The sequence below is a fragment of the Microbacterium sp. AG238 genome (assembly GCF_003610405.1).
Taxonomy (GTDB): domain Bacteria; phylum Actinomycetota; class Actinomycetes; order Actinomycetales; family Microbacteriaceae; genus Microbacterium.
The window spans coordinates 333,671-359,613 of record NZ_RAQC01000002.1 but is presented as its reverse complement, the minus strand read 5'-3'; the positions used below and the strand labels follow the sequence as shown (position 1 = coordinate 359,613).

The 25,943-nt window shown below is 70.2% G+C and carries 27 protein-coding genes and 1 tRNA gene; 7 read left to right on the top strand and 21 right to left on the bottom strand.

The window, feature by feature from the left end:
- Positions 1 to 6: 6 nt before the first annotated feature.
- The gene (prmC, locus tag DEU36_RS13305) at positions 7 to 888 is read right to left on the bottom strand and encodes a peptide chain release factor N(5)-glutamine methyltransferase (RefSeq protein ID WP_120264813.1); all 882 of its coding nucleotides are present in this window, start codon (positions 886 to 888) and stop codon (positions 7 to 9) included.
- A gap of 126 nt (positions 889 to 1,014) precedes the next feature.
- On the opposite strand from prmC, the gene cysK reads away from it, so the two are divergent.
- Entirely contained in the window at positions 1,015 to 1,968 is a 954-nt protein-coding gene (gene cysK, locus DEU36_RS13300; protein ID WP_120264812.1) for a cysteine synthase A, read from the top strand.
- Positions 1,968 to 2,540 carry a serine O-acetyltransferase EpsC gene (gene epsC, locus DEU36_RS13295; protein WP_120264811.1) on the top strand — a complete coding sequence of 191 codons (573 nt, stop codon included), beginning with the start codon at positions 1,968 to 1,970 and terminating at the stop codon, positions 2,538 to 2,540. Before cysK ends, epsC begins: the two co-directional genes overlap by 1 nt.
- A gap of 105 nt (positions 2,541 to 2,645) precedes the next feature.
- On the opposite strand, the gene prfA is transcribed toward epsC, so the two are convergent.
- The 7 genes from prfA to DEU36_RS13260 all read right to left on the bottom strand — a co-directional run bounded on the left by prfA (position 2,646) and on the right by DEU36_RS13260 (position 11,426).
- Positions 2,646 to 3,722, bottom strand: a complete 1,077-nt coding sequence (gene prfA, locus DEU36_RS13290) for a peptide chain release factor 1 (protein WP_120264810.1) — start codon at positions 3,720 to 3,722, stop codon at positions 2,646 to 2,648.
- A 2-nt stretch (positions 3,723 to 3,724) separates the two neighbouring features.
- A complete protein-coding gene (gene rho / locus DEU36_RS13285) occupies positions 3,725 to 5,812 on the bottom strand; it encodes a transcription termination factor Rho (protein WP_120264809.1) in 2,088 nt (695 codons plus the stop codon).
- 152 nt (positions 5,813 to 5,964) lie between these two features.
- Positions 5,965 to 6,894 (bottom strand): homoserine kinase, encoded by a 930-nt coding sequence (gene thrB, locus DEU36_RS13280; RefSeq protein WP_120264808.1) that lies wholly within the window; start codon positions 6,892 to 6,894, stop codon positions 5,965 to 5,967.
- Positions 6,891 to 7,976, bottom strand: coding sequence for a threonine synthase (thrC, locus tag DEU36_RS13275; protein ID WP_120264807.1), 1,086 nt, complete (start codon positions 7,974 to 7,976; stop codon positions 6,891 to 6,893). Before thrC ends, thrB begins: the two co-directional genes overlap by 4 nt.
- Before the next feature lies 1 nt (position 7,977).
- A complete protein-coding gene (locus DEU36_RS13270; protein WP_120264806.1) occupies positions 7,978 to 9,297 on the bottom strand; it encodes a homoserine dehydrogenase in 1,320 nt (439 codons plus the stop codon).
- On the bottom strand, positions 9,294 to 10,703 hold the full coding sequence (gene lysA / locus DEU36_RS13265) for a diaminopimelate decarboxylase (protein WP_120264805.1): 1,410 nt from the start codon (positions 10,701 to 10,703) through the stop codon (positions 9,294 to 9,296). Before lysA ends, DEU36_RS13270 begins: the two co-directional genes overlap by 4 nt.
- Positions 10,704 to 10,832: 129 nt before the next feature.
- A complete protein-coding gene (locus tag DEU36_RS13260) occupies positions 10,833 to 11,426 on the bottom strand; it encodes a YdeI family protein (RefSeq protein ID WP_120265170.1) in 594 nt (197 codons plus the stop codon).
- A gap of 38 nt (positions 11,427 to 11,464) precedes the next feature.
- Here DEU36_RS13260 and DEU36_RS13255 point away from each other — a divergent pair, with 38 nt between their 5' ends.
- Complete coding sequence (locus tag DEU36_RS13255; RefSeq protein ID WP_120264804.1) at positions 11,465 to 11,977, top strand: hypothetical protein; 513 nt, start codon at positions 11,465 to 11,467, stop codon at positions 11,975 to 11,977.
- A 17-nt stretch (positions 11,978 to 11,994) separates the two neighbouring features.
- On the opposite strand, the gene DEU36_RS13250 is transcribed toward DEU36_RS13255, so the two are convergent.
- From DEU36_RS13250 to DEU36_RS13240, 3 genes are read right to left on the bottom strand one after another with little or no spacing between them, the layout of a single operon-like run.
- Positions 11,995 to 12,810 carry a DUF2993 domain-containing protein gene (locus DEU36_RS13250; RefSeq protein ID WP_120265169.1) on the bottom strand — a complete coding sequence of 272 codons (816 nt, stop codon included), beginning with the start codon at positions 12,808 to 12,810 and terminating at the stop codon, positions 11,995 to 11,997.
- A gap of 5 nt (positions 12,811 to 12,815) precedes the next feature.
- On the bottom strand, positions 12,816 to 14,483 hold the full coding sequence (gene argS, locus DEU36_RS13245; RefSeq protein WP_120264803.1) for an arginine--tRNA ligase: 1,668 nt from the start codon (positions 14,481 to 14,483) through the stop codon (positions 12,816 to 12,818).
- 57 nt (positions 14,484 to 14,540) lie between these two features.
- Entirely contained in the window at positions 14,541 to 15,368 is an 828-nt protein-coding gene (locus tag DEU36_RS13240; RefSeq protein ID WP_120264802.1) for a transglutaminase family protein, read from the bottom strand.
- A gap of 104 nt (positions 15,369 to 15,472) precedes the next feature.
- On the opposite strand from DEU36_RS13240, the gene DEU36_RS13235 reads away from it, so the two are divergent.
- Both DEU36_RS13235 and DEU36_RS13230 read left to right on the top strand, forming a co-directional pair.
- Positions 15,473 to 15,880 (top strand): RidA family protein, encoded by a 408-nt coding sequence (locus DEU36_RS13235; RefSeq protein ID WP_120264801.1) that lies wholly within the window; start codon positions 15,473 to 15,475, stop codon positions 15,878 to 15,880.
- Between the two features lie 75 nt (positions 15,881 to 15,955).
- Positions 15,956 to 16,762: an SGNH/GDSL hydrolase family protein gene (locus tag DEU36_RS13230; RefSeq protein WP_259455378.1), complete on the top strand. Its 807-nt coding sequence runs from the start codon at positions 15,956 to 15,958 to the stop codon at positions 16,760 to 16,762.
- Between the two features lie 9 nt (positions 16,763 to 16,771).
- Here the strand turns inward: DEU36_RS13230 and DEU36_RS13225 are convergent, their stop codons facing one another.
- From DEU36_RS13225 to DEU36_RS13205, 5 genes are all read right to left on the bottom strand, one after another.
- The gene (locus tag DEU36_RS13225) at positions 16,772 to 17,731 is read right to left on the bottom strand and encodes an alpha/beta fold hydrolase (RefSeq protein ID WP_120264799.1); all 960 of its coding nucleotides are present in this window, start codon (positions 17,729 to 17,731) and stop codon (positions 16,772 to 16,774) included.
- Between the two features lie 92 nt (positions 17,732 to 17,823).
- The gene (locus DEU36_RS13220) at positions 17,824 to 18,243 is read right to left on the bottom strand and encodes a nuclear transport factor 2 family protein (protein WP_120264798.1); all 420 of its coding nucleotides are present in this window, start codon (positions 18,241 to 18,243) and stop codon (positions 17,824 to 17,826) included.
- On the bottom strand, positions 18,240 to 18,839 hold the full coding sequence (locus DEU36_RS13215) for an N-acetyltransferase (protein ID WP_120264797.1): 600 nt from the start codon (positions 18,837 to 18,839) through the stop codon (positions 18,240 to 18,242). Before DEU36_RS13215 ends, DEU36_RS13220 begins: the two co-directional genes overlap by 4 nt.
- Positions 18,836 to 19,192, bottom strand: a complete 357-nt coding sequence (locus DEU36_RS13210; protein WP_120264796.1) for a transcriptional regulator — start codon at positions 19,190 to 19,192, stop codon at positions 18,836 to 18,838. The genes DEU36_RS13215 and DEU36_RS13210 overlap by 4 nt, the downstream gene beginning before the upstream one ends.
- Entirely contained in the window at positions 19,189 to 19,614 is a 426-nt protein-coding gene (locus DEU36_RS13205) for a hypothetical protein (protein ID WP_120264795.1), read from the bottom strand. The genes DEU36_RS13210 and DEU36_RS13205 overlap by 4 nt, the downstream gene beginning before the upstream one ends.
- 88 nt (positions 19,615 to 19,702) lie before the next feature.
- Between DEU36_RS13205 and DEU36_RS13200 the strand changes: the two genes are divergently transcribed.
- Positions 19,703 to 19,778: transfer RNA gene (locus DEU36_RS13200), tRNA-Arg, on the top strand.
- A 77-nt stretch (positions 19,779 to 19,855) separates the two neighbouring features.
- On the opposite strand, the gene DEU36_RS13195 is transcribed toward DEU36_RS13200, so the two are convergent.
- From DEU36_RS13195 to DEU36_RS13180, 4 genes are all read right to left on the bottom strand, one after another.
- The gene (locus tag DEU36_RS13195; protein WP_120264794.1) at positions 19,856 to 20,641 is read right to left on the bottom strand and encodes an NAD(P)H-dependent oxidoreductase; all 786 of its coding nucleotides are present in this window, start codon (positions 20,639 to 20,641) and stop codon (positions 19,856 to 19,858) included.
- Positions 20,638 to 21,237: a TetR/AcrR family transcriptional regulator gene (locus DEU36_RS13190; RefSeq protein ID WP_220700931.1), complete on the bottom strand. Its 600-nt coding sequence runs from the start codon at positions 21,235 to 21,237 to the stop codon at positions 20,638 to 20,640. The genes DEU36_RS13195 and DEU36_RS13190 overlap by 4 nt, the downstream gene beginning before the upstream one ends.
- 136 nt (positions 21,238 to 21,373) lie before the next feature.
- Positions 21,374 to 22,402, bottom strand: coding sequence for a CNNM domain-containing protein (locus DEU36_RS13185; RefSeq protein ID WP_120264792.1), 1,029 nt, complete (start codon positions 22,400 to 22,402; stop codon positions 21,374 to 21,376).
- Complete coding sequence (locus DEU36_RS13180; RefSeq protein WP_120264791.1) at positions 22,399 to 23,829, bottom strand: hemolysin family protein; 1,431 nt, start codon at positions 23,827 to 23,829, stop codon at positions 22,399 to 22,401. The genes DEU36_RS13185 and DEU36_RS13180 overlap by 4 nt, the downstream gene beginning before the upstream one ends.
- Before the next feature lie 241 nt (positions 23,830 to 24,070).
- Between DEU36_RS13180 and DEU36_RS13175 the strand changes: the two genes are divergently transcribed.
- Complete coding sequence (locus DEU36_RS13175) at positions 24,071 to 24,700, top strand: TetR/AcrR family transcriptional regulator (RefSeq protein ID WP_120264790.1); 630 nt, start codon at positions 24,071 to 24,073, stop codon at positions 24,698 to 24,700.
- On the opposite strand, the gene DEU36_RS13170 is transcribed toward DEU36_RS13175, so the two are convergent.
- A complete protein-coding gene (locus tag DEU36_RS13170; protein WP_120264789.1) occupies positions 24,687 to 25,841 on the bottom strand; it encodes a hypothetical protein in 1,155 nt (384 codons plus the stop codon). The genes DEU36_RS13175 and DEU36_RS13170 overlap by 14 nt on opposite strands.
- Positions 25,842 to 25,943: the final 102 nt, after the last annotated feature.

The window sequence follows — 25,943 nt, the reverse complement described above, 5'->3', positions numbered from 1 at the left end:
CCGCTCTCAGGAGCGGACGGCCGTCGTGGTGCGGTCGCGCATCGTGAGGTCGGGATGCGTGGCGGTCGCAGACCATCCGTCGGCGGCGAGGATGCCGCGGATGGCGGCCCCCTGCAGCTCGCCGTGCTCGATGACGATGCTGCCCCCCGGGTGCACCAGGCGGAGCCCGACGCGTGAGAGGGTGCGGACGACGTCCAGCCCGTCGGCGCCGCCGTACAGCGCCGCCGGCGGGTCCCACAGTCGCACCTCGGGGTCACGTGGAATGGCGTCATCGGGCACGTAGGGCGGGTTGGAGACGAGCACTGACACGGTGCCGTCGAGTTCCGGGAACGCGTGCTCGAGGTCGATGAAGGCGAGGCGCGCGTTCGGCGCACCCACGAGGGCGAAGTTCTCCTTCGTCCAGATGAAGGCGTCGACCGAGTTCTCCGCCGCGTGCACCCGCGCGTGCGGCACCTCCGTCGCCAGCGCCAGGGCGATCGCTCCCGAGCCCGTGCCGAGGTCGACCGCGACGGGCTCGGGGCCGGCGGCCGCGCGCAGCAGGTCGATCGCGATCTGGGCGACCGACTCCGTCTCGGGACGCGGCACGAAGACACCGGGACCGACGCGGAGTTCGAGGTGACGGAAGGGCGCGACCCCGGTGAGATGCTGCAGGGGCTCGCGGGCCGCGCGACGCGCGACCAGTTCGGCCAGTCGCGCGGCATCCTCGGAGCCGATCGCATCGCCGCGGAAGACCGCGGCCGACAGCTCGCCGCGCCCGATGCCCAGCACGTGCGCGGCGAGGAGCTCGGCATCGACCTGTGGAGTCGGCACGAAGGCGGTCTCGAGCTCGGCGGTCGCGGCACGCAGGACCTCGGTCAGGGTCGGTGCAGGGAGGGACGCGGTGCTCATGGCGCCGACAAGCCTAATCACGCTCGCGGATTCGTCACATTCGGCTCCCTCATCGGAGCACGACAATAGGCTGGGGCGACGATCCCGCCGCGACGCGGCATCCGCTCGAAAACCTGAAAGGCAGACATGTCCGACCCGGTCACCCACGGCATCCACCCCGACATCACCACCGCGTACGGCAACACGCCTCTCGTGCGATTGAACCGCGTCAGCGAGGGTCTGCCGGGCACCGTGCTCGCCAAGCTCGAGTTCTACAACCCCGCGTCGTCCGTGAAGGACCGTCTCGGCATCGCCATCGTCGACGCCGCCGAGAAGGCCGGCGCCCTCCAGCCCGGCGGCACGATCGTCGAAGGCACCAGCGGCAACACCGGGATCGCTCTGGCGATGGTCGGTGCTGCGCGCGGATACCGCGTCATCCTCACCATGCCCTCGTCGATGTCGATGGAGCGCCGCCTGCTGCTCAAGGCATACGGCGCCGAGCTCGTGCTGACCGACCCCTCGCTGGGCATGAAGGGCGCCGTGTCCGAGGCGGAGAAGATCGCCGCCGAGACTCCCGGCGCCGTTCTGGCGAAGCAGTTCGCCAACGAAGCCAACCCCGACATCCACCGTCGCACGACCGCCGAGGAGATCCTCCGCGACACCGATGGCCAGGTCGGCTACTTCGTCGCCGGCATCGGCACGGGCGGCACGATCACGGGGGTCGGTCAGGTGCTGAAGGAACGCGTCGCCGATGTGAAGGTCGTCGCGGTCGAGCCGAAGGACTCCCCCCTGCTGACCGAGGGCAAGCCCGGACCCCACAAGATCCAGGGCATCGGGCCGAACTTCATTCCGCCGATCCTCGATCAGGGCGTCATCGACGAGGTGCAGGACGTCACGTTCGACGACGCGATCCGCGTCGCGCGCGAGGTGGCGCAGAAGGAGGGCATCCTCGTCGGGATCTCGTCGGGAGCGGCCGTCTGGGCCGCACTCCAGGTGGCGGCACGCCCCGAATCCGAGGGCAAGAATATCGTCGTGATCATCCCTTCGTTCGGAGAGCGCTACCTGTCGACCCCGCTGTTCGAGGACCTGCGCGAAGACTGATGGGAACGCTCCGCGCACGCATCCGCGAGGATCTGGCCGCCGCGAAGCTCCGCGACCCCGCGGCTCGCAGCGGCCTGGAGATCGCGTTGCTGTACCCGGGGCTGCACGCGGTCTGGTCGTATCGCATCATGCACCGGCTGTGGCTCCGGCGTGCGCGGTTCCTCGCGCGCGCCGGGTCGCAGCTGACCCGCTGGCTCACGGGCATCGAGATCCACCCGGGAGCGCGGATCGGCCGGCGGTTCTTCATCGACCACGGCATGGGCGTCGTGATCGGCGAGACCGCCGTCATCGGCGACGACGTCATGCTGTACCACGGCGTGACGCTCGGCGGCCGCACCCGTCACGCCGGCAAGCGGCATCCCACTCTCGAAGACGGGGTCGCGGTCGGCGCCGGCGCGAAGATCCTGGGTCCGATCACGATCGGCGCCGGCAGCGTCGTCGGCGCCAACGCCGTGGTCACCAAGGATGCGCCCGCCGACTCGGTGCTGGTCGGTGTCCCCGCCCGGCCGCGTGCCCGCCGCGAGGGCGAGGACACCCGCGCGGTGCTCACCGCTCCCGAGTACCACATCTGACTACTCCCCCGACGCCCCCGTCGGCTCGCCAGGAACGGCGGGTGCCAGGCCCGCCGGACCCGCAGATCTTGGCGAGTCGAAGGACCGAAGCGAGAAGGGGCTGGGTCAGTCGTCGGCCAGAGCGGCTAGGCGCGCCTCTTCGTCGGCGGCGATACAGCTCTCGATGACCGGCGCGAGGGCGCCGTCCATCACCTGGTCGAGGTTGTATGCCTTGTAGCCCGTCCGATGGTCGGCGATGCGGTTCTCGGGGAAGTTGTACGTGCGGATGCGCTCGGAGCGGTCCATGCCCCGGATCTGCGAACGGCGGGCGTCGGATGCCGCGGCATCCCGCTCCTCCTGCTGCTTCGCGAGCAGGCGGGCCCGAAGCACGCGCATGCCGGCCTCACGGTTCTGCAGCTGGCTCTTCTCGTTCTGCATCGAGACGACGATGCCCGTCGGCACATGCGTGATCCGCACGGCGGAGTCGGTCGTGTTGACCGACTGTCCACCCGGCCCGGACGAACGGAAGACGTCGATCTTCAGGTCGTTCGGATCGATCGTGATCTCTTCGGGCTCGTCGACCTCGGGGAACACGAGCACGCCCGTCGTGGAGGTGTGGATGCGGCCCTGCGACTCGGTCGCGGGCACGCGCTGCACGCGGTGCACCCCGCCCTCGTACTTGAGGTGCGCCCACACGCCCTGTGAAGGGTCGGTCGACGATCCCTTGATCGCGACCTGCACGTCTTTGTAGCCGCCGAGGTCGGACTCGTTGCGTTCGAGCAGCTCGGTCTTCCACCCGCGCGACGCGGCGTACTGCATGTACATCCGCAGCAGATCGGCGGCGAAGAGAGCGGACTCCGCTCCCCCCTCACCCTGCTTGATCTCCATGATGACGTCGCGGGCGTCGTCGGGGTCACGCGGGATGAGCAGGCGCCGGAGCCGCTCCTGCGCCTCACGCAGCCCCTCCTCGAGAGCCGGGACCTCCGCCGCGAACGCGTCGTCCTCGCGGGCGAGTTCACGCGCCGCAGCGAGGTCGTCGGATGCCGCGACCCACGCATCGTGGGCCGCGACGATCCGCGACAGTTCGGCGTAGCGCCGGTTCACGCGCTTGGCGCGCGCGGCGTCGGCGTGCACCGCGGGGTCGGAGAGCTCCTCCTGAACCGCGCGGTGCTCGTCGAGCAGCCCTCGGACCGACTCGAACACGATCAGCGGATGCTGTTGTCGTGCCCGCCGGAGTGCGTGGTCGGCGCCGGGATCGACTTCTGCATCTGAACGAGGAACTCGACGTTGGACTGCGTCTCCTTGAGCTTGTCGAGGATGACGCCGAGCGCGTGCTGCTGGTCGAGGCCGGCGAGGGCGCGACGCAGCTTCCACGTGATCTTGACCTCGTCGGAGGAGAGCAGCATCTCTTCACGACGCGTCGAGGAAGCGTTGACATCGACGGCGGGGAAGATGCGCTTGTCGGCCAGCTGACGCGACAGGCGCAGCTCGCTGTTGCCCGTGCCCTTGAACTCCTCGAAGATGACCTCGTCCATCTTGGAACCGGTCTCGACCAGCGCCGTGGCGAGGATCGTCAGCGAGCCGCCGTTCTCGATGTTGCGTGCCGCACCGAAGAAGCGCTTCGGCGGGTACAGCGCCGACGCGTCGACGCCACCGGTGAGGACACGGCCCGACGTCGGGGCCGACAGGTTGTACGCGCGGCCGAGGCGCGTGATCGAGTCGAGCAGCACGACGACGTCGCGGCCGAGCTCGACCAGACGCTTGGCACGCTCGATCGCGAGCTCGGCGACCGTCGTGTGGTCCTCTGCGGGACGGTCGAAGGTCGAGGCGATGACCTCGCCCTTGACGGTGCGCTGCATGTCGGTGACCTCTTCGGGCCGCTCGTCGACGAGCACGACCATGAGGTGGACCTCGGGGTTGTTCTGCGCGATCGCGCCCGCGATCTGCTGCAGCACGATCGTCTTGCCGGCCTTGGGCGGCGCGACGATGAGACCGCGCTGTCCCTTTCCGATCGGAGCCACGAGATCGATGATCCGCTGGGTCAGCTTCTCGGGGCCGGTCTCGAGGCGCAGACGCTCCTGCGGGTACAGCGGCGTGAGCTTGCCGAACTCGACGCGGTCGGCGGCGTCCTCGACCGACAGGCCGTTGATGGAGTCGACCTTGACGAGCGCGTTGTACTTCTGGCGGCTCGACTGCTCGCCCTCACGCGGCTGCTTGATCGCGCCGACGACGGCGTCGCCCTTGCGCAGGTTGTACTTCTTGACCTGTCCGAGCGAGACGTAGACGTCCTGAGTACCCGGCAGGTAGCCGGTCGTGCGGACGAACGCGTAGTTGTCGAGGACATCGAGCACACCGGCGATCGGGATGAGGATGTCGTCCTCGTTGATCTCGGTCTCGAACTCGTCGCCACCGCCGCCCTGACCGCGGCGCTTGTTGCGCTGGCGGCCACGGCCGTTCTGGCCCGAGGCGTCATCGTCGTCGGGGCCGTTATTGCCGGCCTGGTTCTGGTTGCCGCCCTGGTTCTGGTTGCCGCCCTGGTTCTGGCCGGCCTGGCCCGGGTTGCCCTGGGCGTTGTCCTTGTTGCGGTTGCGGTTGCGGTTGCGTGAACGGCTCCGCGAGCGACCGGACGACTCGCCGTCGCCCTCACCGGAGTCGGACTTCGACGACTCGTCGGACGAGGCGTCCGTCTCCGGCGCCTGCTCTGCCGGAGTCTCGGCGGCGCTGTCGGCCGCCGGAGCGTCGCCGGGCTCGGCCGCGGCGTCGGGGCTCGGGGTGGCCTCGGCCTCGGCATCCTTCTTCGCGTTGCGGCCGCGCCCACGGCCGCGGGCCGGCTTCTTCGGTGCCTCGGCGGGCTCGGCATCGGCGGGCTCATCAACAGCCGCGTCAGCGGCAGCGGGTGCGCTCTCGTCAGCAGCAGCCGCGACGTCGGCCGAAACCGCCTCAGCAGCAGGCTCGGCGCCCGCATCCGTGCTCGTCGGCGCATCGGTGACCGGCGTCTCGGCAGGAGCCTCGGCGACAGCCGGGGTCTCGTCGGTGGCGGCGGGCGCGACATCCGTGCTCTTGGCCCGGCGGGGCGCACGCTTGCGCGGAGCCTTCGCGGGCTTCTCCTCGGGCTCGGCCACGACGGCAGGCGCGGCAGCCTCCTCCGCAGCGGGGGCGACCTCGGGCGAGGCCTCCTCGGCGGGCACGTCCTCGGCGGGGGTCTCGACGACGGCATCCGGCTGCGCAGGCGTCTCTTCGTTCGGTGCGTCGACAGTCTCGTCGATCGTCAGGTTCTCGGAGTTGGACTCCACGAGTGCTCCTCTTAAACGGTGGATATGACAGAACCGCGTCCAGCGCCGTCCACGGCGGGCGCCATCCACCTGCCACACGCGTCCGGCCGACGGCACGGGGTATGGATCAGGGGTGTTCGCGGTGATTCGCAGAATTGCGACGGAGGCTCAGATCACAAGGGTGTGGAACCCTCCGTATGGTCCCTCACCATACCACCGCGTACATCGACCGCCAGCATCCGTGCATCCCACGGGGTGTCTGTGGTACGCGCGGCGACCTCGACGGCTGCCAGACGCTGGCCCGGACCGTCTGCGAGCACGAGCACGCTGGGGCCGGCGCCCGACACGACCGCCGCGAAGCCTTCGGCACGCAGGGCACGGACGAGTTTGTCGGTCTCGACCATCGCCTGGGCGCGGTACGACTGATGGAGTTTGTCTTCGGTGGCGGCCAGCAGCAGGTCGGGGCTCTGCGTGAGGGCCGCGACCAGCAGCGCCGACCGCGAGAGATTGAAGATCGCGTCCTCGCGCGTGACCTGCAACGGGTCGAACCCGCGCGCGACCGACGTCGACATCGTGAAGTCGGGTACGAACACCAGCGGCGCGACACCGCGGTGGACGAGCAGCTTCTTGTGCTGCGGCCCGTGCTCGTCGACCCACGCGATGGTGAGGCCGCCGAACAGAGCGGGCGCGACGTTGTCGGGGTGGCCCTCGAGCTCGGTGGCGAGTCGGAGCAGCGCGTCGGCGCCGATCTCCACGTCGCCCGCGAGGAGCCCCTTCGCCGCCAGCAATCCGGACACGACCGCGGCGCCCGACGATCCCATCCCGCGCCCGTGCGGAATCGCGTTGACCGCCTCGAGACGCACGCCGGGCATGGTCCGCCCGAACGCCTCGTAGGCGTAGGCCATCGCCCGCACCACGAGGTGCGACGCGTCGGTCGGGACGTCGGCGGCCCCCTCGCCCGAGACGGTGATCTCGAGGCCGGGGCCGGGCAGCTCGGTGACGATCAGCTCGTCGTAGACGCTGAGCGCGAGCCCCAGGGTGTCGAAGCCGGGACCGAGATTGGCGCTGGTCGCGGGGACGCGCACCTGGACCGAGCGGGTCATGCCGTCGCCTCCGGCGCGAGGTCGAGCACGGATGCCACCTCGGCGGTCGAAGCGTCGACGACGACCGGTTCTGCCTGTGTGCCGTCCGCGTTGCGGAGGGCCCACTGCGGGTCCTTGAGCCCGTGACCGGTGACGGTCAGGACGACTCTCGAGCCCGCGGGGATGACGCCCGCCTCGGCGCGATCGAGCAGACCGGCGACGGTGATCGCGGATGCCGGCTCGACGAACACGCCCGCCGTGCTCGCGAGGAGCTTCTGCGCCGCGAGGATACGGTCGTCGTCGATGGCACCGAACCAGCCCCGGGTCGCGTCGCGCGCCTCGAGAGCGAGGTGCCACGACGCCGGGTTGCCGATGCGGATCGCCGTCGCGATCGTGTCGGGATCCTTCACGACCTCACCGCGGACCAGCGGCGCCGACCCGGCGGCCTGGAAGCCGAACATCCGCGGGACCCGCGTCGCAGCCCCACGGGCCGCTTCCTCGCGGTACCCGCGTGCGTGCGCCGTGTAGTTGCCGGCGTTGCCGACGGGAACGAAGTGGAAGTGCGGGGCGTCGCCCAGCTGCGAGACGATCTCGTACGCCGCGGTCTTCTGACCGTCGATGCGATCGGGATTGACCGAGTTGACCAGGTGCACCGGATAGTGGTCGGCCAGTTCCCGCGCGATCTCGAGGCAGTCGTCGAAGTTGCCCCGGATCTGGATGAGGCGACCGCCGTGGGCGACGGCCTGGCTCAGCTTGCCCATCGCGATCTTGCCTTCGGGGACGAGAACGGCGGCGGTGATGCCGGCGTGCGCGGCGTAGGCCGCCGCGGACGCCGACGTGTTGCCCGTCGAGGCGCAGATGACGGCCTTCGCGCCGTGCTCGACGGCACGCGAGAGAGCGACCGTCATGCCGCGGTCCTTGAACGAACCCGTCGGGTTCATTCCTTCGAACTTCACCCAGACGTCAGCGCCCGTGCGGTGCGAGAGCTCGCGAGCGGGGACGAGCGGCGTACCGCCCTCGCCCAGGGTGACCACCGTCGAGGAGTCGGTGACGTCGAGGCGGTCGGCGAACTCGCGGAGCACTCCCTGCCACACGTGTGCCATGTCAGTCCCCCTCCACCCGCAGCACCGAGACGACGCGCTTGACGACGCCGCTCTCGCCGAGCGACGCGACCGCGTCGCTGAGGTCCTGCTCGCGCGCGGTGTGGGTGCCGATGACCAGGCGGGCGGTCTGGACGTCGCCGTCGGCGACGATCGTCTGCTCGAGCGTCGCCACCGAGACGTTGCCGTCGCTGAGCAGCCCCGCCACCGCGGCGAGGACGCCGGAGCGGTCGTCGACCTCAAGGGTGATCTGATACCGCGTCGTCACATGGCCGATCGGGACGACCGGCAGATTCGCGCGCGTCGACTCGCCCACCCCGACGCCGCCGGCGATGTGGCGGCGGGCCGCCGAGACGACATCGCCCAGGACGGCCGAGGCGGTCTGCACACCGCCCGCGCCCGCACCGTAGAACATGAGGTCGCCCGCAGCCTCCGCCTGGACGAAGACGGCGTTGTTCGCTCCGTGCACGCTCGCGAGCGGATGCTCGCGAGGAACGAGGGCGGGGTACACGCGCACCGAGATCGTCTCGCCGGAGGGCGACACCTCGGCGTCGGCGAGACGCTCGCACACGGCGAGGAGCTTGATGACGAAGCCGGCCTTGCGGGCGGCATCCATCATGTCGGCGTCGATCTGCGTGATGCCCTCGCGGTGGACGGCGTTCAGCGGCACGGCGGTGTGGAACGCGAGAGAGGCGAGGATCGCTGCCTTCTGCGCCGCGTCGTATCCCTCGATGTCGGCTGTCGGGTCGGCCTCGGCGTAGCCGAGCGCCTGCGCGTCGGCCAGCACGTCGGCGAAGTCGGACCCCTCGCGGTCCATGCGGTCGAGGATGTAGTTCGTCGTGCCGTTGACGATGCCCATGATGCGCTGCACCCGGTCGCCGGCGAGCGAGTCGCGCAACGGGCGGATGATCGGGATGGCGCCGGCGGCGGCGGCCTCGTAATAGATCGAGGCACCGACCTGGTCGGCCGCCTCGAACAGCTCGGGGCCGTGCGTCGCCAGCAACGCCTTGTTCGCTGTCACGATGTCGGCACCGGCACCGATCGCCTTCAGGATGCTCGTCCGGGCCGGCTCGATCCCGCCCATGAGCTCGATGACGATGTCGGAGCCGACGAGGAGCGGCTCGGGGTCGGTCGTCAGCAGCTCGCGCGGAAGCTCGACGTCACGCGGCGCATCGATGTCGCGCACCGAGATGCCGACGAGGTCGAGGGCGGCGCCGGCCCGATCGGCCAGTTCGTCTCCGTGCTTGAGCAACAGGGCGGCGACCTGCGAGCCGACGGCGCCGGCTCCGAGCAGGGCCACACGCAGGCGGCGGTAGTCCGTCATTCGGCTCCTTCTGTGGGGATGCCTGCATCACGGGCGAGCAGGTCGTCGATCGTCTCTCCGCGAACGATCACCCGGGCCAGGCCGTTCGAGACGGCGACGACGGGCGGACGCGGGACGTAGTTGTAGTTGCTGGCGAGCGAGAAGCAGTAGGCGCCCGTCGCGGCAACGGCCAGCAGGTCGCCCGGCGCGACGTCGGCCGGCAGGTACTCGGCGTCGACGACGACGTCACCTGATTCGCAGTGTCGCCCGACGACGCGGGCGAGCGCGGCGGGAGCGTCGCTGCGACGGTTGGCCACCCGCGCCGAATAGGCCGCGCCGTAGAGGGCTGGGCGGGCGTTGTCGCTCATGCCCCCGTCGACACTCACGTAGAGGCGCTCGAGCTCGTCGCTGACGCGGACGGGCTTGGTGGTACCGATCTCGTACAGGGTGACGCCGGCGCGGCCGACGATGGCCCGACCGGGCTCGAAGGCCAGGGTCGGGACCGGGACGCCGTGCGCGGCGCACTCGCGCGCGACAGCGGCGACGATGCCGTCGGCCAGCTCCTCGATCGGGGTCGGGTCGTCGACACTCGTGTAAGCGATGCCGAAACCGCCCCCGAGGTTGAGCACCGGCACGTCGCCGTCGTCGAGCAGGCGCGCGTGGACGGCGACGAGCCGCGACGCCGACTCGGCGAAGCCCGCGGTGCCGAAGATCTGGGAGCCGATGTGGCAGTGCAGCCCGACGAAACGCAGTGACGGCAGCTCGCGGACCCGAGCGACCACGGCTTCGGCATCCGTCAGCGCGAATCCGAACTTCTGGTCCTCGTGGGCGGTGGCCAGGAAGTCATGGGTCTCGGCGTGCACGCCGCTGTTCACCCGCACGAGCACGGGCTGAACGGCCCCGCGCGCAGCCGCGATCTCGGCGAGTCGGTCGATCTCGATGAGACTGTCGACGATGACGGACCCCACCCCCAGCTCGACGGCGCGCGCCAGCTCGAGCGGCGACTTGTTGTTGCCGTGCAACCCGATGCGAGCCGGATCCGCCCCCGCAGCCAGGGCGACCGCGAGCTCGCCGCCGGTTGCGACGTCGATCGCGAGACCTTCCGCCGTCACCCAGCGCACGATCTCCGTGCTCAAGAACGCTTTCGAGGCGTAGTACACGCGCGCCGTCGTGCCGTGGCGCGCCGCGGCGCCGTCGAACGCCTCGCGAACCCGTCGCGCCTGTGCCACGACGGCATCCTGGTCGAGGACGTACAGGGGCGTGCCGAACTGCGCGGCCAGGTCGGTGGCCGCGATGCCGCCGATCGACACCGCGCCGTCGTCGTCGCGCTCGGCGCGGGGCGGCCAGACGGCTTCGACCAGCGCGTTGACGTCAGCGGGAGGGAGCAGCCATTCCGGCACGGCGGGGCGGACGTCGGACGCGGACACGGGAACACCAATCGGGAGAGACGCTGACCGTCAGGCAGACGGGGCCGCGACGGTGCCGCCAGTCTAGGACACCAGCCGCGCGCGCCCCGCCCGTGTGACCGCGGGCGACGGCCCGCACCGTCACCCTCCTCACGGAGACGACGAGACCTCGTCATCGCCCTCGAGACGCGCCACGACGCGGCGGATACGCGCTGCCCGTGCGGCCTCCGAGGGAGCGCTGAGCACCGGGTGCAGGACGGAGTACCGCTCGGCGGCACGCAGAGCTGCGAATCGGCGGGCTGCCGCGGGTGAGGCCGAGAACGCTGCCTCGAGATCGGCCGGGACCGCAGCTCCCGCTTGTCCGGCATAGGCCCGTTCCCAGCGCCCGTCCGCGCGCGCACGCTCGACTTCGATCCAGCCCCTCTCGCGCATGCGGCCTTCGCCCGTCAGCCGTTCGATGATCCCCACGTTGCGCTGTGACCAGATCGAGCGCGCTCGTCGTGGCGTGAACAGCTGCACGAACGTGGTCTCGTCCCGCGAGTTCCGCCGACCGTCGATCCAGCCGCTGCACAGCGCCTCATCGAGTGCTTGGGCGTAGGTGAGCGATGTCGGCTCGGTGACGTTCTTCTTCGCGAGCACCAACCTCACACCGTCGGAGTCGGATTCGTGCGAATCGAGCCAGGCCCGCCAGGCGACGGCGTCGGCGACCACGAGAAGAGCCGGACCTTCATCGCCGGCAGTCATGAGCACTCCACGCTTGTAGCCTGGCGCAGGAGGCGATCATGGGCAATGTCACGCACGAGTCGGCAGGACTCGACGAACGCATCGGAGCGCTGAAAGAACGCATCTACGCGACGGTGACCGGACTCGCGATCCTCGCGGGGCTCTTCACCGCCGAGCACGTCACGGTCGGTGAGTCGATCTTCGCGCTCGCGGTCGGCATCTTCGCGATCGCTGCCGCCGGCTTCGTCGCCGAGGTCATCGCGCATCAGATCGGTCATCGTCAGTTCCCGAGCGGACGGGAGCTGGCCGTGATGGCGCGGACGGCCACGGTCGCCCTCGGAACCGCGTCTCTCCCCCTGCTCGCGCTCGTTGTCGCCCTGTTCGACCTCATCGACCTCGATACGGCGCTGATCATCGGGATCATCGCCGACGCCGCCGTGCTGGTGGGCGTCGTGCTTCTCGCCAGCGCGCGCACGGGCTTGACCGCGTTGCAGCGTCTCGTTGCATCGGCACTGCTGCTCGGGCTGGTCGCCGTGGTCGCCGTTGCGCTGCTCCTCGCCCACGGCCACTGAGCCCCGGGCGGGCGGGTTCAGGCGCAGGTGCCGTCGGCCTGAAGCGCCGGATCGCGGACGATCGCCCCGTCGACGTCGACCTCGGCCACCAGCGCACCGCGTTCGACGCGCACCTCGCGCAGCGTCAGCCCGGCAGGCAACCGGTCGCGGATGCAGATCGAGTAGTCCCGCAGCACGCCGTCGGCGGCGGAGCCGAACCGCTGCCGGAGGTCGTCTCCGGTCAGCGCCGCACCCCCGAGCCGCACGGCCGTGGGCGTCAGGACGATGTCGCCGTCTACGGCGCTCGGAGTCAGATCCAGTCCGAGCGGCACCGACAGCGCGAACAGCGGCATCTCGACCTCGACCGTCACGTTCGGCGGATCCAGCTGCACGCCGGCGCCCGAGACGCCCGAAACCTGCGAGAGCAGGGTCTCGAGCTGGTCCTCCGCGAAGACCACCGTCGCCTCCGCCGATCCGATGTCACCCCCGTCGGCGCGAATGGGAACATCCGTCGCGCGCACGGACACATCGGCCAGGACGTCGCCGAGCGGGATGCCGTCGCTCGCGACGTCGAGACGGTCGAGCCGCCCGCCGATGACCTGGGGCAGCACCGGCTCGTCGAATCCGACGTCGATCTGCTGGTCCTCGGGCAGCGCGAGCCGGGTGATGACCTGCTCGCGCACGGTGTTCGTGAGGATGCTGCGCGTGATGCTCTCGGCGACGAACCAGGCGGCGACCGCGAGACCGACGACCACCACGAGAGCGATGATCCACGGCAGCGCCCGACGTCGCCGCTTCGGCGGGACCGCGGTCGCCTCGAAGAGCGGGAGGGTGGGCTGCGTGGCACCGCTCACGTCGGTCACATCCGTTCGGGGGCGCTGACACCCAGGAGGTCGAGCCCGTTGCGCAGCACCTGTCCCGTGGCGTCGTTGAGCCAGAGGCGCGTGCGGTGAAGGTCGGTGACCTCCTCGTCGCCGAGCGGCGTGACCCGGCACGTGTCGTACCAGCGGTGGTAGAGGCTCGCGAGCTCTTCGAGGTACCGGGCGACGCGGTGCGGCTCGCGCAGTTCGGCGGCGAACGCCACGATCCGCGGGAACTCCTGGAGTGCGCCGAGGAGAGCCGATTCGGTCTCGTGGTCGAGCAGCTCGGGGGCGAATGCGTCGCGGGTGACGCCCGAGTCCGCGGCGTTGCGCGCGACGTTGTGCGTGCGGGCGTGCGCGTACTGCACGTAGAACACGGGGTTGTCGTTCGTGCGCTTCTGCAGGATCTCGGGGTCGAGGGTCAGCGGCGAGTCGGCGGGGTAACGCGCGAGCGAGTATCGGAGCGCGTCGGTGCCGAGCCAGTCGCGCAGGTCGTCGAGCTCGATGATGTTGCCCGCGCGCTTGGATAGGCGAGCGCCGTTGATCGAGACGAGCTGTCCGATCAGCACTTCGATGTCCTTCTCGGGATCGTCGCCGGCTGCGCCCGCGAGGGCCTTCAGACGGTGGACGTAGCCGTGGTGATCGGCTCCCAGCAGATAGATCTTGTGCGCGAAACCGCGGTCGCCCTTGTTCAGGTAGTAGGCGGCATCGGCGGCGAAGTAGGTGTACTCGCCGTTGGAACGGCGGATGACCCGGTCTTTGTCGTCGCCGAAATCCGTCGTCCGCACCCAGACGGCATCGTCCTGATCGAAGACGTGCCCCTGCGCGCGCAGCCGGTCGACCGCCTGGTCGACGAGGCTCGGCCCACCGTCGGCGGGGGTCGCGTGCAGCAGCCGCTCGCTGAAGAAGACGTCGAAGTGCACGTTGAACTTCTCGAGCGAGTCCTTCAGATCCGCCATCTGAAGCTCGTAGCCAAGGTCGAGCGCGACCTGCTCCTGCTCGTCGGGGGCGAGGGCCAGCAGGTCGGGGCGCGCCGCCAGCACGCGCTGGGCGAGGTCATCGATGTACGCGCCCGGGTAGCCGTCTTCGGGCGTGGGCTCGCCCTTGGCGCTGGCGAGCACCGAGCGACCGAACCGCTGCATCTGCGCGCCGGCGTCGTTGATGTAGAACTCGCGGACGAGCTCTGCGCCGCTCGCGAGCAGCAGCCGGGCGATCGCGTCGCCGAGGGCCGCCCACCGCGTGTGGCCGATGTGCATCGGCCCGGTGGGGTTCGCGCTGACGAACTCGAGGTTGATCGAGTTGCCCGCCTGGCTGTCGTTGCGGCCGAAGGCAGCGCCCGCCTCGACGATCTCGCGGGCGAGGGCGCCGGCGGCCGCGGCATCCAGACGGATGTTGATGAACCCGGGGCCGGCGACCTCGACGGACGCCACGCCGGGCGTCTCGGCGAGCGCTGCCGCGATCTCGGCGGCGAACTCACGCGGGTTCGCGCCGACGCGCTTGGCCAGCTTCATCGCCGCGTTGGACGCCCAGTCGCCGTGGTCACGGTTCTTGGGGCGCTCGAACACGAAGTCGGCGGCGGTGAGTCCGTCGCTCGACCCGGGGCGTCGCGCCTCGGCGAGCGGGGCGACGACGGACAGGAGGGCTTCGGCGAGAGCATCGGGATTCATAGCCCTCCGATTCTAGGCGGGCGCCGCAGCGCCGATGCTGAACGCCTCCCGCCGGCGTCAGGCGAGGACGACCCAGGCCTCGTGGTCGTCGCTGGCGGGGTCGTCGACGGCGGGGGCTCCCCCGTCGACCTCCGCGTCGACTCGCAGATGCGTGAGCGCGACGTTGCCGCCGTAGTAGCTCAGGAATGCGCAGTCGGCGGCATCCCGACCGGTCGCGATACGGACGAGACCGCGCCGGTTCGACAGCCGGGTCGCGTCGATGACGTGCCATGCGCCGTCGACGTACGCCTCGGCGACGGCGTGGAAATCCATGGGACGAAGGCCCGGCGCGTAGCAGGCGGCGTAGCGCGCGGGGACGTCCATCGCGCGCAGCAGCGCGATGACGAGGTGCGCGTAGTCGCGGCACACACCCTGACCGCTCGCGAGGGTCGTGACCGCCGAGTCGGTGCCGAGGCTGAGTCCCGGCGCATACGTCGTGCTGGTGGCGACGAAGTCGCTGACGGCCGAGACCAGCTCGCGGCCCTGCAGGCCCCGGAACTGTCGGCGCGCGTGCGCGAACACCTCGTCGGACTGCGCGTAGCGACTCGGCCGCAGGTAGGCGATGGTCTCGAGCTCGCTCGTCGGCGACGGGGTGGCGACACCCTCGACGACAGCGCGGTAACGGATCGCGATCGTCCCCGCGTCGCCCGCGACGCGGTGGATGCGGGTGCCCGCGGGAGACGCCGGAGGGTCGACGATCTCGGAGACGGAGAGCGCGCGGCCGGCGAGCGTGACGCTCAGTTCTTCGTCGCGAAAGGATGCCGCCCGCGACGCGGCGATCTGCAGGATGACATCGACGGGACCGGTCAGCTGGAGGTCGAGTTCGGCCGTCAGGATGCGCTGCACCGGGTAATCCTCGCACGCGGCGAAGCGGCGACGGGCCGCTCACGGATGTGATCGGATCGGACGCGATGGCAGGCTGGTGCTCGGCCACGAAACGAGGAGCCCTCATGTCGAAGACCGTCACCCTCATCCGCGCGTCGTCCCTCTCGGATGCCGCCGAATACGCGTACGCCGCCACCGCCCCCGCGGATGCACGCCTCATCTTCCTCGCCGGGTCCTGCCCGCTCGCCGCGGACGGATCGACGGTCGGCGTCGGCGACTACGCCGCGCAGGCGGCATCCTGCATCGAGAACATGACGGTGGCGCTGAGCGCGGCCGGAGCGAGCATCGAGGACGTCATCAGCACCCGCGTGCTCGTCGCCTCGAGCTCGCAGGCCGACCTCGTGACGGCCTGGGAGGTCGTGCGCGATGCCTTCGGAGACCATGACGTGCCGAGCACGCTGCTGGGCGTGACGGTGCTGGGGTACGACGACCAGCTCGTCGAGATCGAAGCGGTCGCCGCCGTCCGCGACTGAGCCGGCGCGTCGGGACCGGATCGCGTCACCACGCGGACGTCCCGCACACCCGATCCGATGACGTACCCTCAGCGTGTGCAGACCCGAAGCGCCCGCCCCCGCCGCAGGACCGTGTGGGCTGTCTCGGCGATCACGGCTGCGGTCGTCGCGCTGGCGCTCACGGCCGTCCTGCGCCCCTGGTCGGCTCCGACAGCCGCTCCGGTGGCGGCTGCGGACGGACCGGTCGCCAGCGTCGAGGCGCCGCCCCTCTCGCTTCCGACGGGGGCGCGCGTCCTGATCTTCGGCGACTCGTGGACCTACGGCTCCGCGGCATTCGATCCGGCGCTCGGCTACGCGTACGTCGTCGCACAGCGAACCGGCTGGACGACGATCGTCGACGGCGTTCGGGGCAGCGGGTATCTCAAGCCCGGTATCGACGGCCCCTCGTTCGGCGACCGCATCGCCGCTCTCGACCCCGCGCTCGACCCCGACCTCGTGATCGTGCAAGGATCGATCAACGATCGCAAGCAAGGCGCGGCCGGATACCGCGACGCTGTGAACGCGGCATGGGATGACCTCGCGGCGATCTATCCCGACGCGCGCATCGTCGTGCTCGGGCCCGCACCGCAGGTGCTGCCGGTGGAGGCCGAGACGGCCCGCATCGACCGGGATCTCGCCGAGCTCGCCGGTGCCCGGGGCTGGTGGTATCTCTCCCCCATTGCGGAGGACTGGATCACCGACGCCAACTACGGCGACGTCATCGACACCAGCGCCACGGGCCGCGACCATCCCTCGACGGCGGGGCATGCGTATCTCGCCGATCGCCTCGCGGCCGACGTTGCGGCGATCACCGAAGCACCGGCGGTCGCCGCCGAGCCCGCCCCCGAGCCACTCGTTCCCTGACGGCGGCTGTCACTCCGCGGCGCCCGGCACGCTCTCCCCTGCGAGGAATGCCCGGATGCCGTCGGCGAGTTCCGCCGACAGAGTCCGGTGCAGGTAGTGCTCCCCGGCCATCCGGACCACCACACCCCGCGATACCGAAGCCGCCTGCGCCTCGTGCAGCTCAACCCAGCCCTCGACGTCGGAATCATCGGCCACGACGAACAGGAGCACCGGGAGGTCCGCCGGGAAGGTCCGTCCGGTCGCCGCGGCGAAGTTGTCCGCCGCGCGTCCCATCTCGTCGATCATCGTGGGGGCCGCGGTGTTCCGAGCTTCGAGCATGCGGATCTGCTCCCGCGTCGTGTCGTCGTAGGCCTCGACGTCGTAGGGATCGTCAGCGAGGCCCCGCAGAAGTCGGCTGATCCCGAGGTCTCGCAGCAGCACGACGGCGTCGGTCGCGATGGGCTCATCGGCGCCTGGCTGGCCGGGAACGCTGCTGTCGATCCCGACGAAGGCGACCACCTCGTCGCGGTAGTCCTCGACGTACGACAGGGCGTACACACCCGAGATCGAGTGCCCCGCCAGCACGTACCGCTCGATGCCCAGCTGCTGCAGCGCCTCGTGCACCTCGGCGGCGATGTTCTCAGCGGTGCGCGGCACGTCGGTCTGATCGCTCAGTCCCGTCCCGAACGGCTCGACCGCGACGACGCGGTAGGTGTCGTCGAGCTCATCGATGAGCGGGGCGAAGTCGAGGCCGGGTGCCGCCGTTCCGAGCCCGGGGAGGAGCACGATCGTCTGCCCGTGGTCGCCGCTCACGACGACGTTCAGCTCACGCCCGCCGACCGGCACACGCTGCCCGTACGGCTCGATCCGGCCGGCCTCGTCTCGCGTGGCGACGGCGTTGACCGTCGCGGTCGTCGCGAGGGCCCCGGCGAGAGCGGCGACGAGCAGCACGGGCGGGAGGATGATGGCGAGCTTGGTCGATCTCTTCACGGGACTTCCTCGATGACGGGACCGCCGGGCGAGTGCGCCCGGCGTGTCCCCTCAGTCGACCAGGGCGCCGAGTTCCACGGGAGAGGCGACTGTCATCGATCGGAGTGACATATGTCATCGCCGTCGCTGCCTGCGCCAGCCTCCTCCGCGGAGCCCGCGCTCAGGTGCTCGTGCACCAGGCGCCAACCCGAGTCGGTCCGGTGGAAGACGTTGGTCGCCCGACCGGAACCGCTGCGGGTCTGTCCGTCGATGTGTCCGCTCCAGCGGTACGTGTAGACGGCCACCGCTGCGTCGGCGGCATCCACGACCCACGTGATGTCCTCCGCGCCGTAATCCTCGTCGGGGATCAGTGCCCAGGTCCGCTCGAAGTAGGCGCGCACGGCCGCGAGCCCGGCGCAGGTGGCATCGCCGAAGTAGTAGACGGCGCTCGCGTCGAGCAGCTGCTGCACCTCGTCGAAGTCGTGCGTGTTCGTCGCGGCGATGTAGCGCGCGAGAGTCTCGGATGCCGTCACGCCCGGGTCCTCCCGTTCGCGGGAGCGGCGTCGGCGACGACGGCGCTCATCCCCCACACCGGCGGCCCGTCCGGCGGGTCGACCCGTGAGACGACCGTGAAGCCGTGTCGTTCGTACAGCCGCACGTTGCGCTCGTCGGACGTGTCGAGGGCGAATCGGCCGGCTCCCCGCCGCGCACCCTCGGCGAGCGCGAATCGGATGAGCTCGGACGCGAGACCGCGCCCCTGGCGTGCCGGCAGCACGCCGACAGTCTCGATGCGCCATGACCCGGGCTCGGGCGACGCGCCCTCGGAGTCGCCGAGCCGCCCGAGCCGGTCGCCGTGCAGCTGGACGATGCGGTCGACGGCGGCAGGCTCCGGCTCGGACGCATCGGGCGGCAAGACGGCGATCACGCCGTCGGCCGGGCCCGCCAGCGCGACGAAACCGTGGACATGGGCGTGCCGCAGGTAGACGAGCTGCAGCTCGCGGAGTCGCCACGCGTAGTCATCGTCGGGGATGACGTGGCGCGTCCACGGGTAGTGCTCGAACGCCGCCGCGAGCGCGTCGGCGGCGGCATCCAGTTCGTTCTCGGCGGCGAGTCGGAGATGAGGTGTCATGCGGGGATGTCCTTGTGTTCGGGCGCCGGTTCGGGCGCCGGTGCCGGTGGGGTCACGGAGCCGGATTCGACGATCGCCTGCAGCGTCGCCAGGTGGCGGGCGAACGCCTCGCGACCGGCGTCCGTGATGCCGACCCACGTGCGCGTGCGCCGGCCGACCGCTTCTTTCCGCACCGCGACCAGACCCGCGTCGGCGAGCACGGTGAGCGTCTGCGACAGCGTCGAATCGCTCACCTCGAGCAGATCGGCGAGGAAGCGGAAGTCGACATCTTCGAGATTGCGGAGGGCCGCGAGCAGGGAGAAGCGCACGGGTGAGTGGATGAGCGCATCGATGTCCTTCCGGGGATGACTCATCGGCGTGAGCTCGGGAAGAGGCAGGCGAGGATCGGAGAGATCGACACGACTCCCGCGAGCACCCACCACCACGGCGACGAGAGCTGCAGCAGCTGCAGGGCCGGATCGAGCATCAGCGTGTAGAGCGCGAACCACGTCGCGACCGCGATACCCATGTTGCGCATCCCGTTGCGCGGCGCCGATCGCTCGGATCGGAGCGCGATCATCCAGATGCAGACCGACGCGAGGACGAACGGCAGGAAGGCCTTCCAATAGTCCGCCCCGGCGACATCGATCGACAGCGTGAAGGCAAGCGCGTATGCCGCCTGCAGCACGACGAAGATCCGGAACCAGCGCGTCGCGCGACGCGCATCCTTCTCGGCCTTCGTCCCGACGGCGACCATGCGGGCTGCGTCATCGTAAACGAAGTTGTTTTGCGTCATGCAATGACTTTAGCACTCATAAAGTGAAGTGCGCGAGCTCGTCCCCGGTCGGAGCGCCGGCCGTCGCGGTGATAGTCTCGATCGGCACGCCTCCGTAGCTCAGGGGATAGAGCGTTGGTTTCCGGTACCAAAGGTCGCAGGTTCGATTCCTGTCGGGGGCACCAGTGAGCAGAAGGGCAGTCGAGGACTCGGCTGCCCTTCTGTGTGCCCGGAGGTGTACCCATCGCGGGCACACACCGGCTCAGTCGGCGAGGTGGATCCCGAAGTCGGTCCGCCCCGGATGGATGTCGCTCCGCAGCGACCGGGTGCCGCGGTAGTCGCCGTCGCGGAGCGCCCGGTATCGGCGCGGCGTCTCGCTGTCGAGCCCGGCGATGCGGGCACGCAGACGTTCGGCCTCGCGGTCGACGCCCGCGGCATCCAGACCATCGGCGTCGTGGACGACGTGGAGCTCGAGCGTCTCGATCCCCACGTACCAGAGCGCACCGTGGGTGAGCGGGAACAGGAGTGACTCGAGGTCGCCGCTGATCCCGCGTTCGCCGATCGAGCGCTCGTCCTCACCCACCGTCACCACGACGAGTGCCCGGCGTCCGGTGAGACCGCCGTCGCCGTAACGCCTCGGCACGCCGAGCTCGGGGTCCATGTCTCCGTAGGCGAACCCGTTCGTGAACACCCGGTCGATCCACCCCTTGAGGATCGCGGGCGGCCCGTACCACCACAGCGGGAACTGCAGCACGAGCAGTTCGGCGGCGGCGAGCTTGCGCTGCTCCTCGATGACGTCATCCGGGAAGGGGGCGCGGCCGTACTCGCCACCGGCGGGGCCAGACGCGCGGCCGAGCGTCACGTCGAGCTCGCTGTCGGGGAAAACGGGATCGAACCCCTGTGCGTACAGATCGGATGTCGCCACGCTCCGCGTTCGTGACAGCTCCGCCACACCGTCGCGGAAGAGCCGGGCATTGAACGAGGTCGGTCGCGGATGAGCGAGCACCCAGTGGGCGGTGCCCGGCGTGGGCTCGTGCGAGATGGTCATGATTCCTCCGGTGGGGTGGCTGGTGTCACGAGGGCGTGCAGGACGCGCGTGAGGGTGGAGCGCGCCGCCGCGGGGCTCACGCGTTCGTCAAGTGCCGCCCGCGTGAGGGCGTCGCCGGCACCGATGAGGGCCCGAGCGCCCGCGTCATCGAGACGGACGCCGCACGAGACGAGCACGTCGTCGCACAGCGCGAGGTAGGCCCCCTCCGCTTCGCGCCGTACTTCGACGAGCGTCGCGGATCCATCGAGCGCCGAGACAACGTCCGCCAGCTCGCGCCCCTCGGCGAGCGAGCAGTCGATGTAGGCCCCCGCGACGGCGCGGCATACCGCATCGAGCGTGAGCGACGCTTCGGCGAGCGCCGCGGTCAGCGTCGCCCGCTGCTGCTCCTCGAACTCGCGGTAGAGCTCGGCGAGTGCGCCCGCACGATCGCCGAAGTGGTCGTACACGACGGGTTTGGTCACCCCCGCGCGCTCCGCGAGGCGGCCGAGCGTGAACTCGTCGGTCCCTCGCTCGCGGATCAGCTCGCGCGCGACCGCCAGCAGTTGCGCGCGCCGCTCGCCCCGCGGCATCCGCCGTCGCCGCCCGTCGTCGCTCATGACGCCTCCCCGCTAAGTTACCAACAGTAGCTTAGCGGGGTTGGTGGCCGGATGGGCGTTGACTTGGCAGTTCCCGTCGCCACCACCAACGGGAGGCGGCGGGAACTGACAACCGAGCGAGCGTCGCGAACCGGGATCAGCTCGCGGGCGCCGCCAGCTCCGCCTCGGCGGCGCCGGGCAGCACCTCGCGCAGCAGGTCGTCGAGCGTGACCACACCGAGCAGCCGGTCGCCGTCGACGACCGTCGCGAGCTGGACGTGGCCGCGGCGCATGCGCGCGAGCGCGTCGTACGCCGATGCGTCGGGCGCGAGGACGAGCGCCTCACGTGCGATGTCGAGCGCGGGGGTCTCAGGTGCGACGGCGAGCGTGTCGCGAACATGGGCGACACGACTCGACGCGCCCTCCCCCACCAGGATGCGCAGATGGGCGGAGGATGCCGCGACCGCCTGCACATCGGCGGCGGTCGCCGTCGCCGGCACCGCGGTGGGCACCCGGTCGGTGCGGACGATGTCACCGACCGTCAGCGACCCGAGCGCGATGGCGCGCGCGATCGGCTCGGAGTACTGCTCCTCGAGGGTTCCCGCCGCACGCGAATGCGCGACGAGCTCGCGGATGGTGTCGGCGTCCTGCCCGCCCGCGGCGGCCTTCTCGACGGGCTCGACGCCCGATGCCTTCACGAGCCGGTTCGCGATGTGGTTGATCCACAGCAGGAACGGGCGCAACGGCCAGGTCAGCGCACGGGCGGTGATACCCGTCGCCTTCGCCGCGACCTCGGGGTGGGCGATCGCCCACGACTTCGGCGCCATCTCACCGATGACGAGGTGCAGGAACGTCACCACGATGAGGGCGAGCATGAACGCGATGATGTCGGCGAGGACGTATGGCAGACCCCACTGCTCGAACACGGGCGCGAGGGCGTAGTCGATCGCCGGCTTGGTGATCGCACCGAGCAGGAAGGTGCACGCGGTGATACCGAGCTGAGCGAACGCGAGCATGACGGTCAGCTCGTTGACGCCGCGGAGCGCCGCCCGCGCCGACGCGCTGCGGTCGGCCTCCTCTTCCAGGCGGTGGCGACGGGCAGCGAGGAGCGCGAACTCGACGATGACGAAGAACGCGCTCGCGAGGATGAGTGCGATCGTGCTGATCGTGACGACCCACCAGCTCATCGGATGACCTCCTCATCGCTCGCGCCAGCAGCGACGACGGCATCGCCGCCGCCCACCGGACCCGCCTCAGCGGCATCCAGATCCACCTCGTACAGGCGCACGACGAGTTCCGAGGGGACGAGTCGGGCGACCTCGGCGACCTCGACGTCGAGCCAGCGCTGCATCCGCAGCCCCTGCACGGTCTCGGACGCCCGTTCGGGCAGGTCGATGCGCACGACCGCACCCTCGGGCAGCAGGTCACCGTGCTCGCTGATGATGAGTCCGGCGATGGTCTCGGCATCGTCCCTCGGCAGGTCGTAGCCGATGAGGCGCTCGACCTCGTCGAGGTGGATGTCACCGGGCAGACGCCAGTGATCCTCACCGACGTTCACGATCTCGTGGACGTCGAGGTCGTGCTCGTCGGAGATCTCGCCGATGACCTCTTCGGTGAGATCCTCGATCGTGAGGATGCCGTCGAAGTTGCCGTACTCGTCGACGACGCAGGCGAGCTCGTTACGCGTCTGCCGCATGCGATCGAGGGCGACCGGCAGTTGCATCGTCGTCGGCAGCACCACGGCCTCGCGCATCATCGTCGAAACGGGAGCGTCGTCGGCGTAGTGCCCGCGCAGCAGGTCGATGAGCTCGACGACGCCGACGGGGTCGTCCTCGGCGCCGATGACCGGGTAGCGGGTGTGGCCGGTCGCCATGAGCGCACGCACCTCACCCACGGTCGTGTCGGGCGAGATCGAGTCGATGCGTGAGCGAGGGACCATCGCGTGCTCGACGTCGCGCTGCGGGAAGTCGAGGATGCGGTCGATGATCATCGACAGGTCGTCGGGTAGATCGCCGCTCGCGCGGGACTCCTCGATGATCGCCTCGAGGTCGCGGGCGGTCGCGCTCTCGTCGACATCCTCTAGCGGCTCGATGCGCAGCAGACGCAGCAGCGCATTCGCGGCGACATCGAACACGGTGATGAGCCAGCCGAAGAGCATCAGGTAGATGCGGGTCGGCATCGCGAGGGCGCGGGCCAGCGGCTCGGGGCTCGCGATGGCGAGGTTCTTCGGATACAGCTCGCCGAAGATCATCGTCACGATGGTCGCCAGCAGGAGCGCGCCCACCGTGCCGATCAGCACCGAGACAGCCGGGTCGATGCCGACGCCGCCCAGCAGCGTGCCGATCGACTCGCCGATGAGGGGCTCGGCGACGTAACCGATCAACAGACCGGTCACCGTGATGCCGAGCTGCGCGCCGGAAAGCATGAAGGACGTGCGCTTGGTGATCGCCAGCACGCGTGCAGCCTGCGCATCGCCCTTCTCGGCGCGCGCGGCCATGCGCGACCGGTCGACCGACATGTATGCGAACTCCTGGGCGACGAAGAAGCCGCAGGCGGCGATGATCGCCAATGTCAGCAGGATGCCGAGCAGCAGTGTCAGGACTGCTTCGATCATTCGGATTCACCCCCTCTCTCAGCGAGGGGGTACGAAGATCGACCCTCCTGGTCGGTGGAGGAATGGCGATTGCTCACGGGTGTTCTTTCTCGATAGGGCACGGGTGGGCTCTCACAGGATAACGGGCGACGGGACCGCGCGGGCCGGCTCCGCGGGGCTGCAATGACCGGAAACCGCGGCAGTGGTCCGCTCGGCGAAGCATCCGGGACGTTCTCCAGATGGTCACGTCTAAGGTGACTCCATGTCGGGAAGACGAGCCGGTCGTCCGCGCGCGCAGGACACCACCGATGACTTCATTCGCGCGGGCGAAGAGATCATCGCCGAACAGGGCTTTTCGGCTCTCACCGTCGACGGTCTCGTGAGTCGCGTCGGGTCGACACGACCCACCTTCTATCGGCGGTTTCGGAGCGCGGCCCACCTCGCCGTCGCTGTTCTCGCGCGACGCTTCGCACCCGGTCCGGCCCCCGAGACCGGATCCCTCGACGGTGATCTGCATGCGGTGCAACGCGAGGAGATCGCTGTCCTCTCAGCCCCGGTCGCCCGCAACAGCGTGGTCGACCTCATCGGAGTCGCGCGCACGGACGACGACCTCGCGGGACTGCTCGACGCCGACTTCATCCGACCGCGCCGTGAGCGCGTGAAACATGCCATTGACGCCGCTGTCGCGCGCGGGGAGATCGAACGGCCCGACGCGGATGCCGATCAGATCTACGACCTCCTGATGGGACCCCTCATCACGCGGATGTTCGTGCCGCCGCACGCGCTGCCCGACGATGCGCTGGCCGCGAGCAGCCTCCGGTCCGCGCTGGCCCGCCTGGGATTCGGCAGGAACGACGACCATGGCGACGGCCCCGGGCTCAGTCCCGGGTGAGCCCGCTGCCATCGGCCGACATCCGAAATGATGCGCTCTCGTAGTCGCCGTCGAGCGAGAACCTGATCGCGACCGGCCCCACCATCTGGCCGAACGAATCGGTGTCGGGGGCACCCGAGGTACGCATGACCGTCGCCCCGGCGTCACCGACCGGAAGCCCGCTCTGAGACGCCGCCTCGTCCATGCCCGGAAGGACGGCGCTGAGGTCCACGTCGTCCCAGGAGAAGGCCTCCTCGGGAGTCTTGGGCTGCACCGACACCGGCCCGGAGTGCGAGACCTGCCCGCCGCGGTACATCCAACGGTCGGTGTGCGTGGTACCAGGGGTCACCGGGGCCTCGACGATGACGAAGTCGGGAGTGACGTAGATAGACATCACGCGATCGTGGCCGATCTCGCGTTCGAGCGCGGCCTCGGCCTGCGCCAGCGGCTCGGGCTGGCGCATGTCGACGTGCGCGCGACCGTCGAGAACCGCCGCGACGGTCTGCGCCACGGCTTCTCGATAGGGCATGACGACGGCCACCGCCACCGCGACGGCGACGATCGCGAAGACGAGAAGGCGAAGCGGACGACCGCGCCGCCCGACGCCGATCAGCGGGCCCTTGCGTCGCCCGCCAGAGATCCGCGTGTGGCTCTGCATCGGAACGAAACGCACCGCCGAACGATCCGGGACCGCGAGGTGGGCGACCTCGGCGGGCGAGAGTTCGCCGTCGACGAAGGCGACCTCGGGGCCCCCGTCGAGGAGGATGACGACCTGGCGCAGAAGTCCGGGCTGGAAGGCGGGAAGCTCGGTCAGCGCGACGACCGTGCGCAGAGTCGTCGCATACGAGTCGCCCCGGAGCGGGCGCACCGTCAGATCGATCTCGCACAACGGCTGATCGTTGATCTGCGTTCCGGTCTGTCGAATCGCGTCGACGCGGGCGAGGCCGAGCCGTCGAGAGTCGATCGCACGACGGATGTCGTCGTTCGACGCGGCCACTCCCCCGGCCATCGATCGGCCGATGAGGATGAACGTCCCGCTGATGATGGCGACCGGAAGCGCGATGCTCATGATCCCCCAGCCGGCGTCGGGCGGTCCGACATACTCGACGACCGCGCCACCCAGAAGCGCGCCGATAGCTGCGAAGAAGATCAGACGGAGCACCTTCCGACCCTATCGACGGCGCTCGTCACGGGGAGAATCAGCGCGGTGCGGGGTGCGCGGATCACGCGAACCTCGGCAGAATCTCAGCATCCTGTTAGGTTC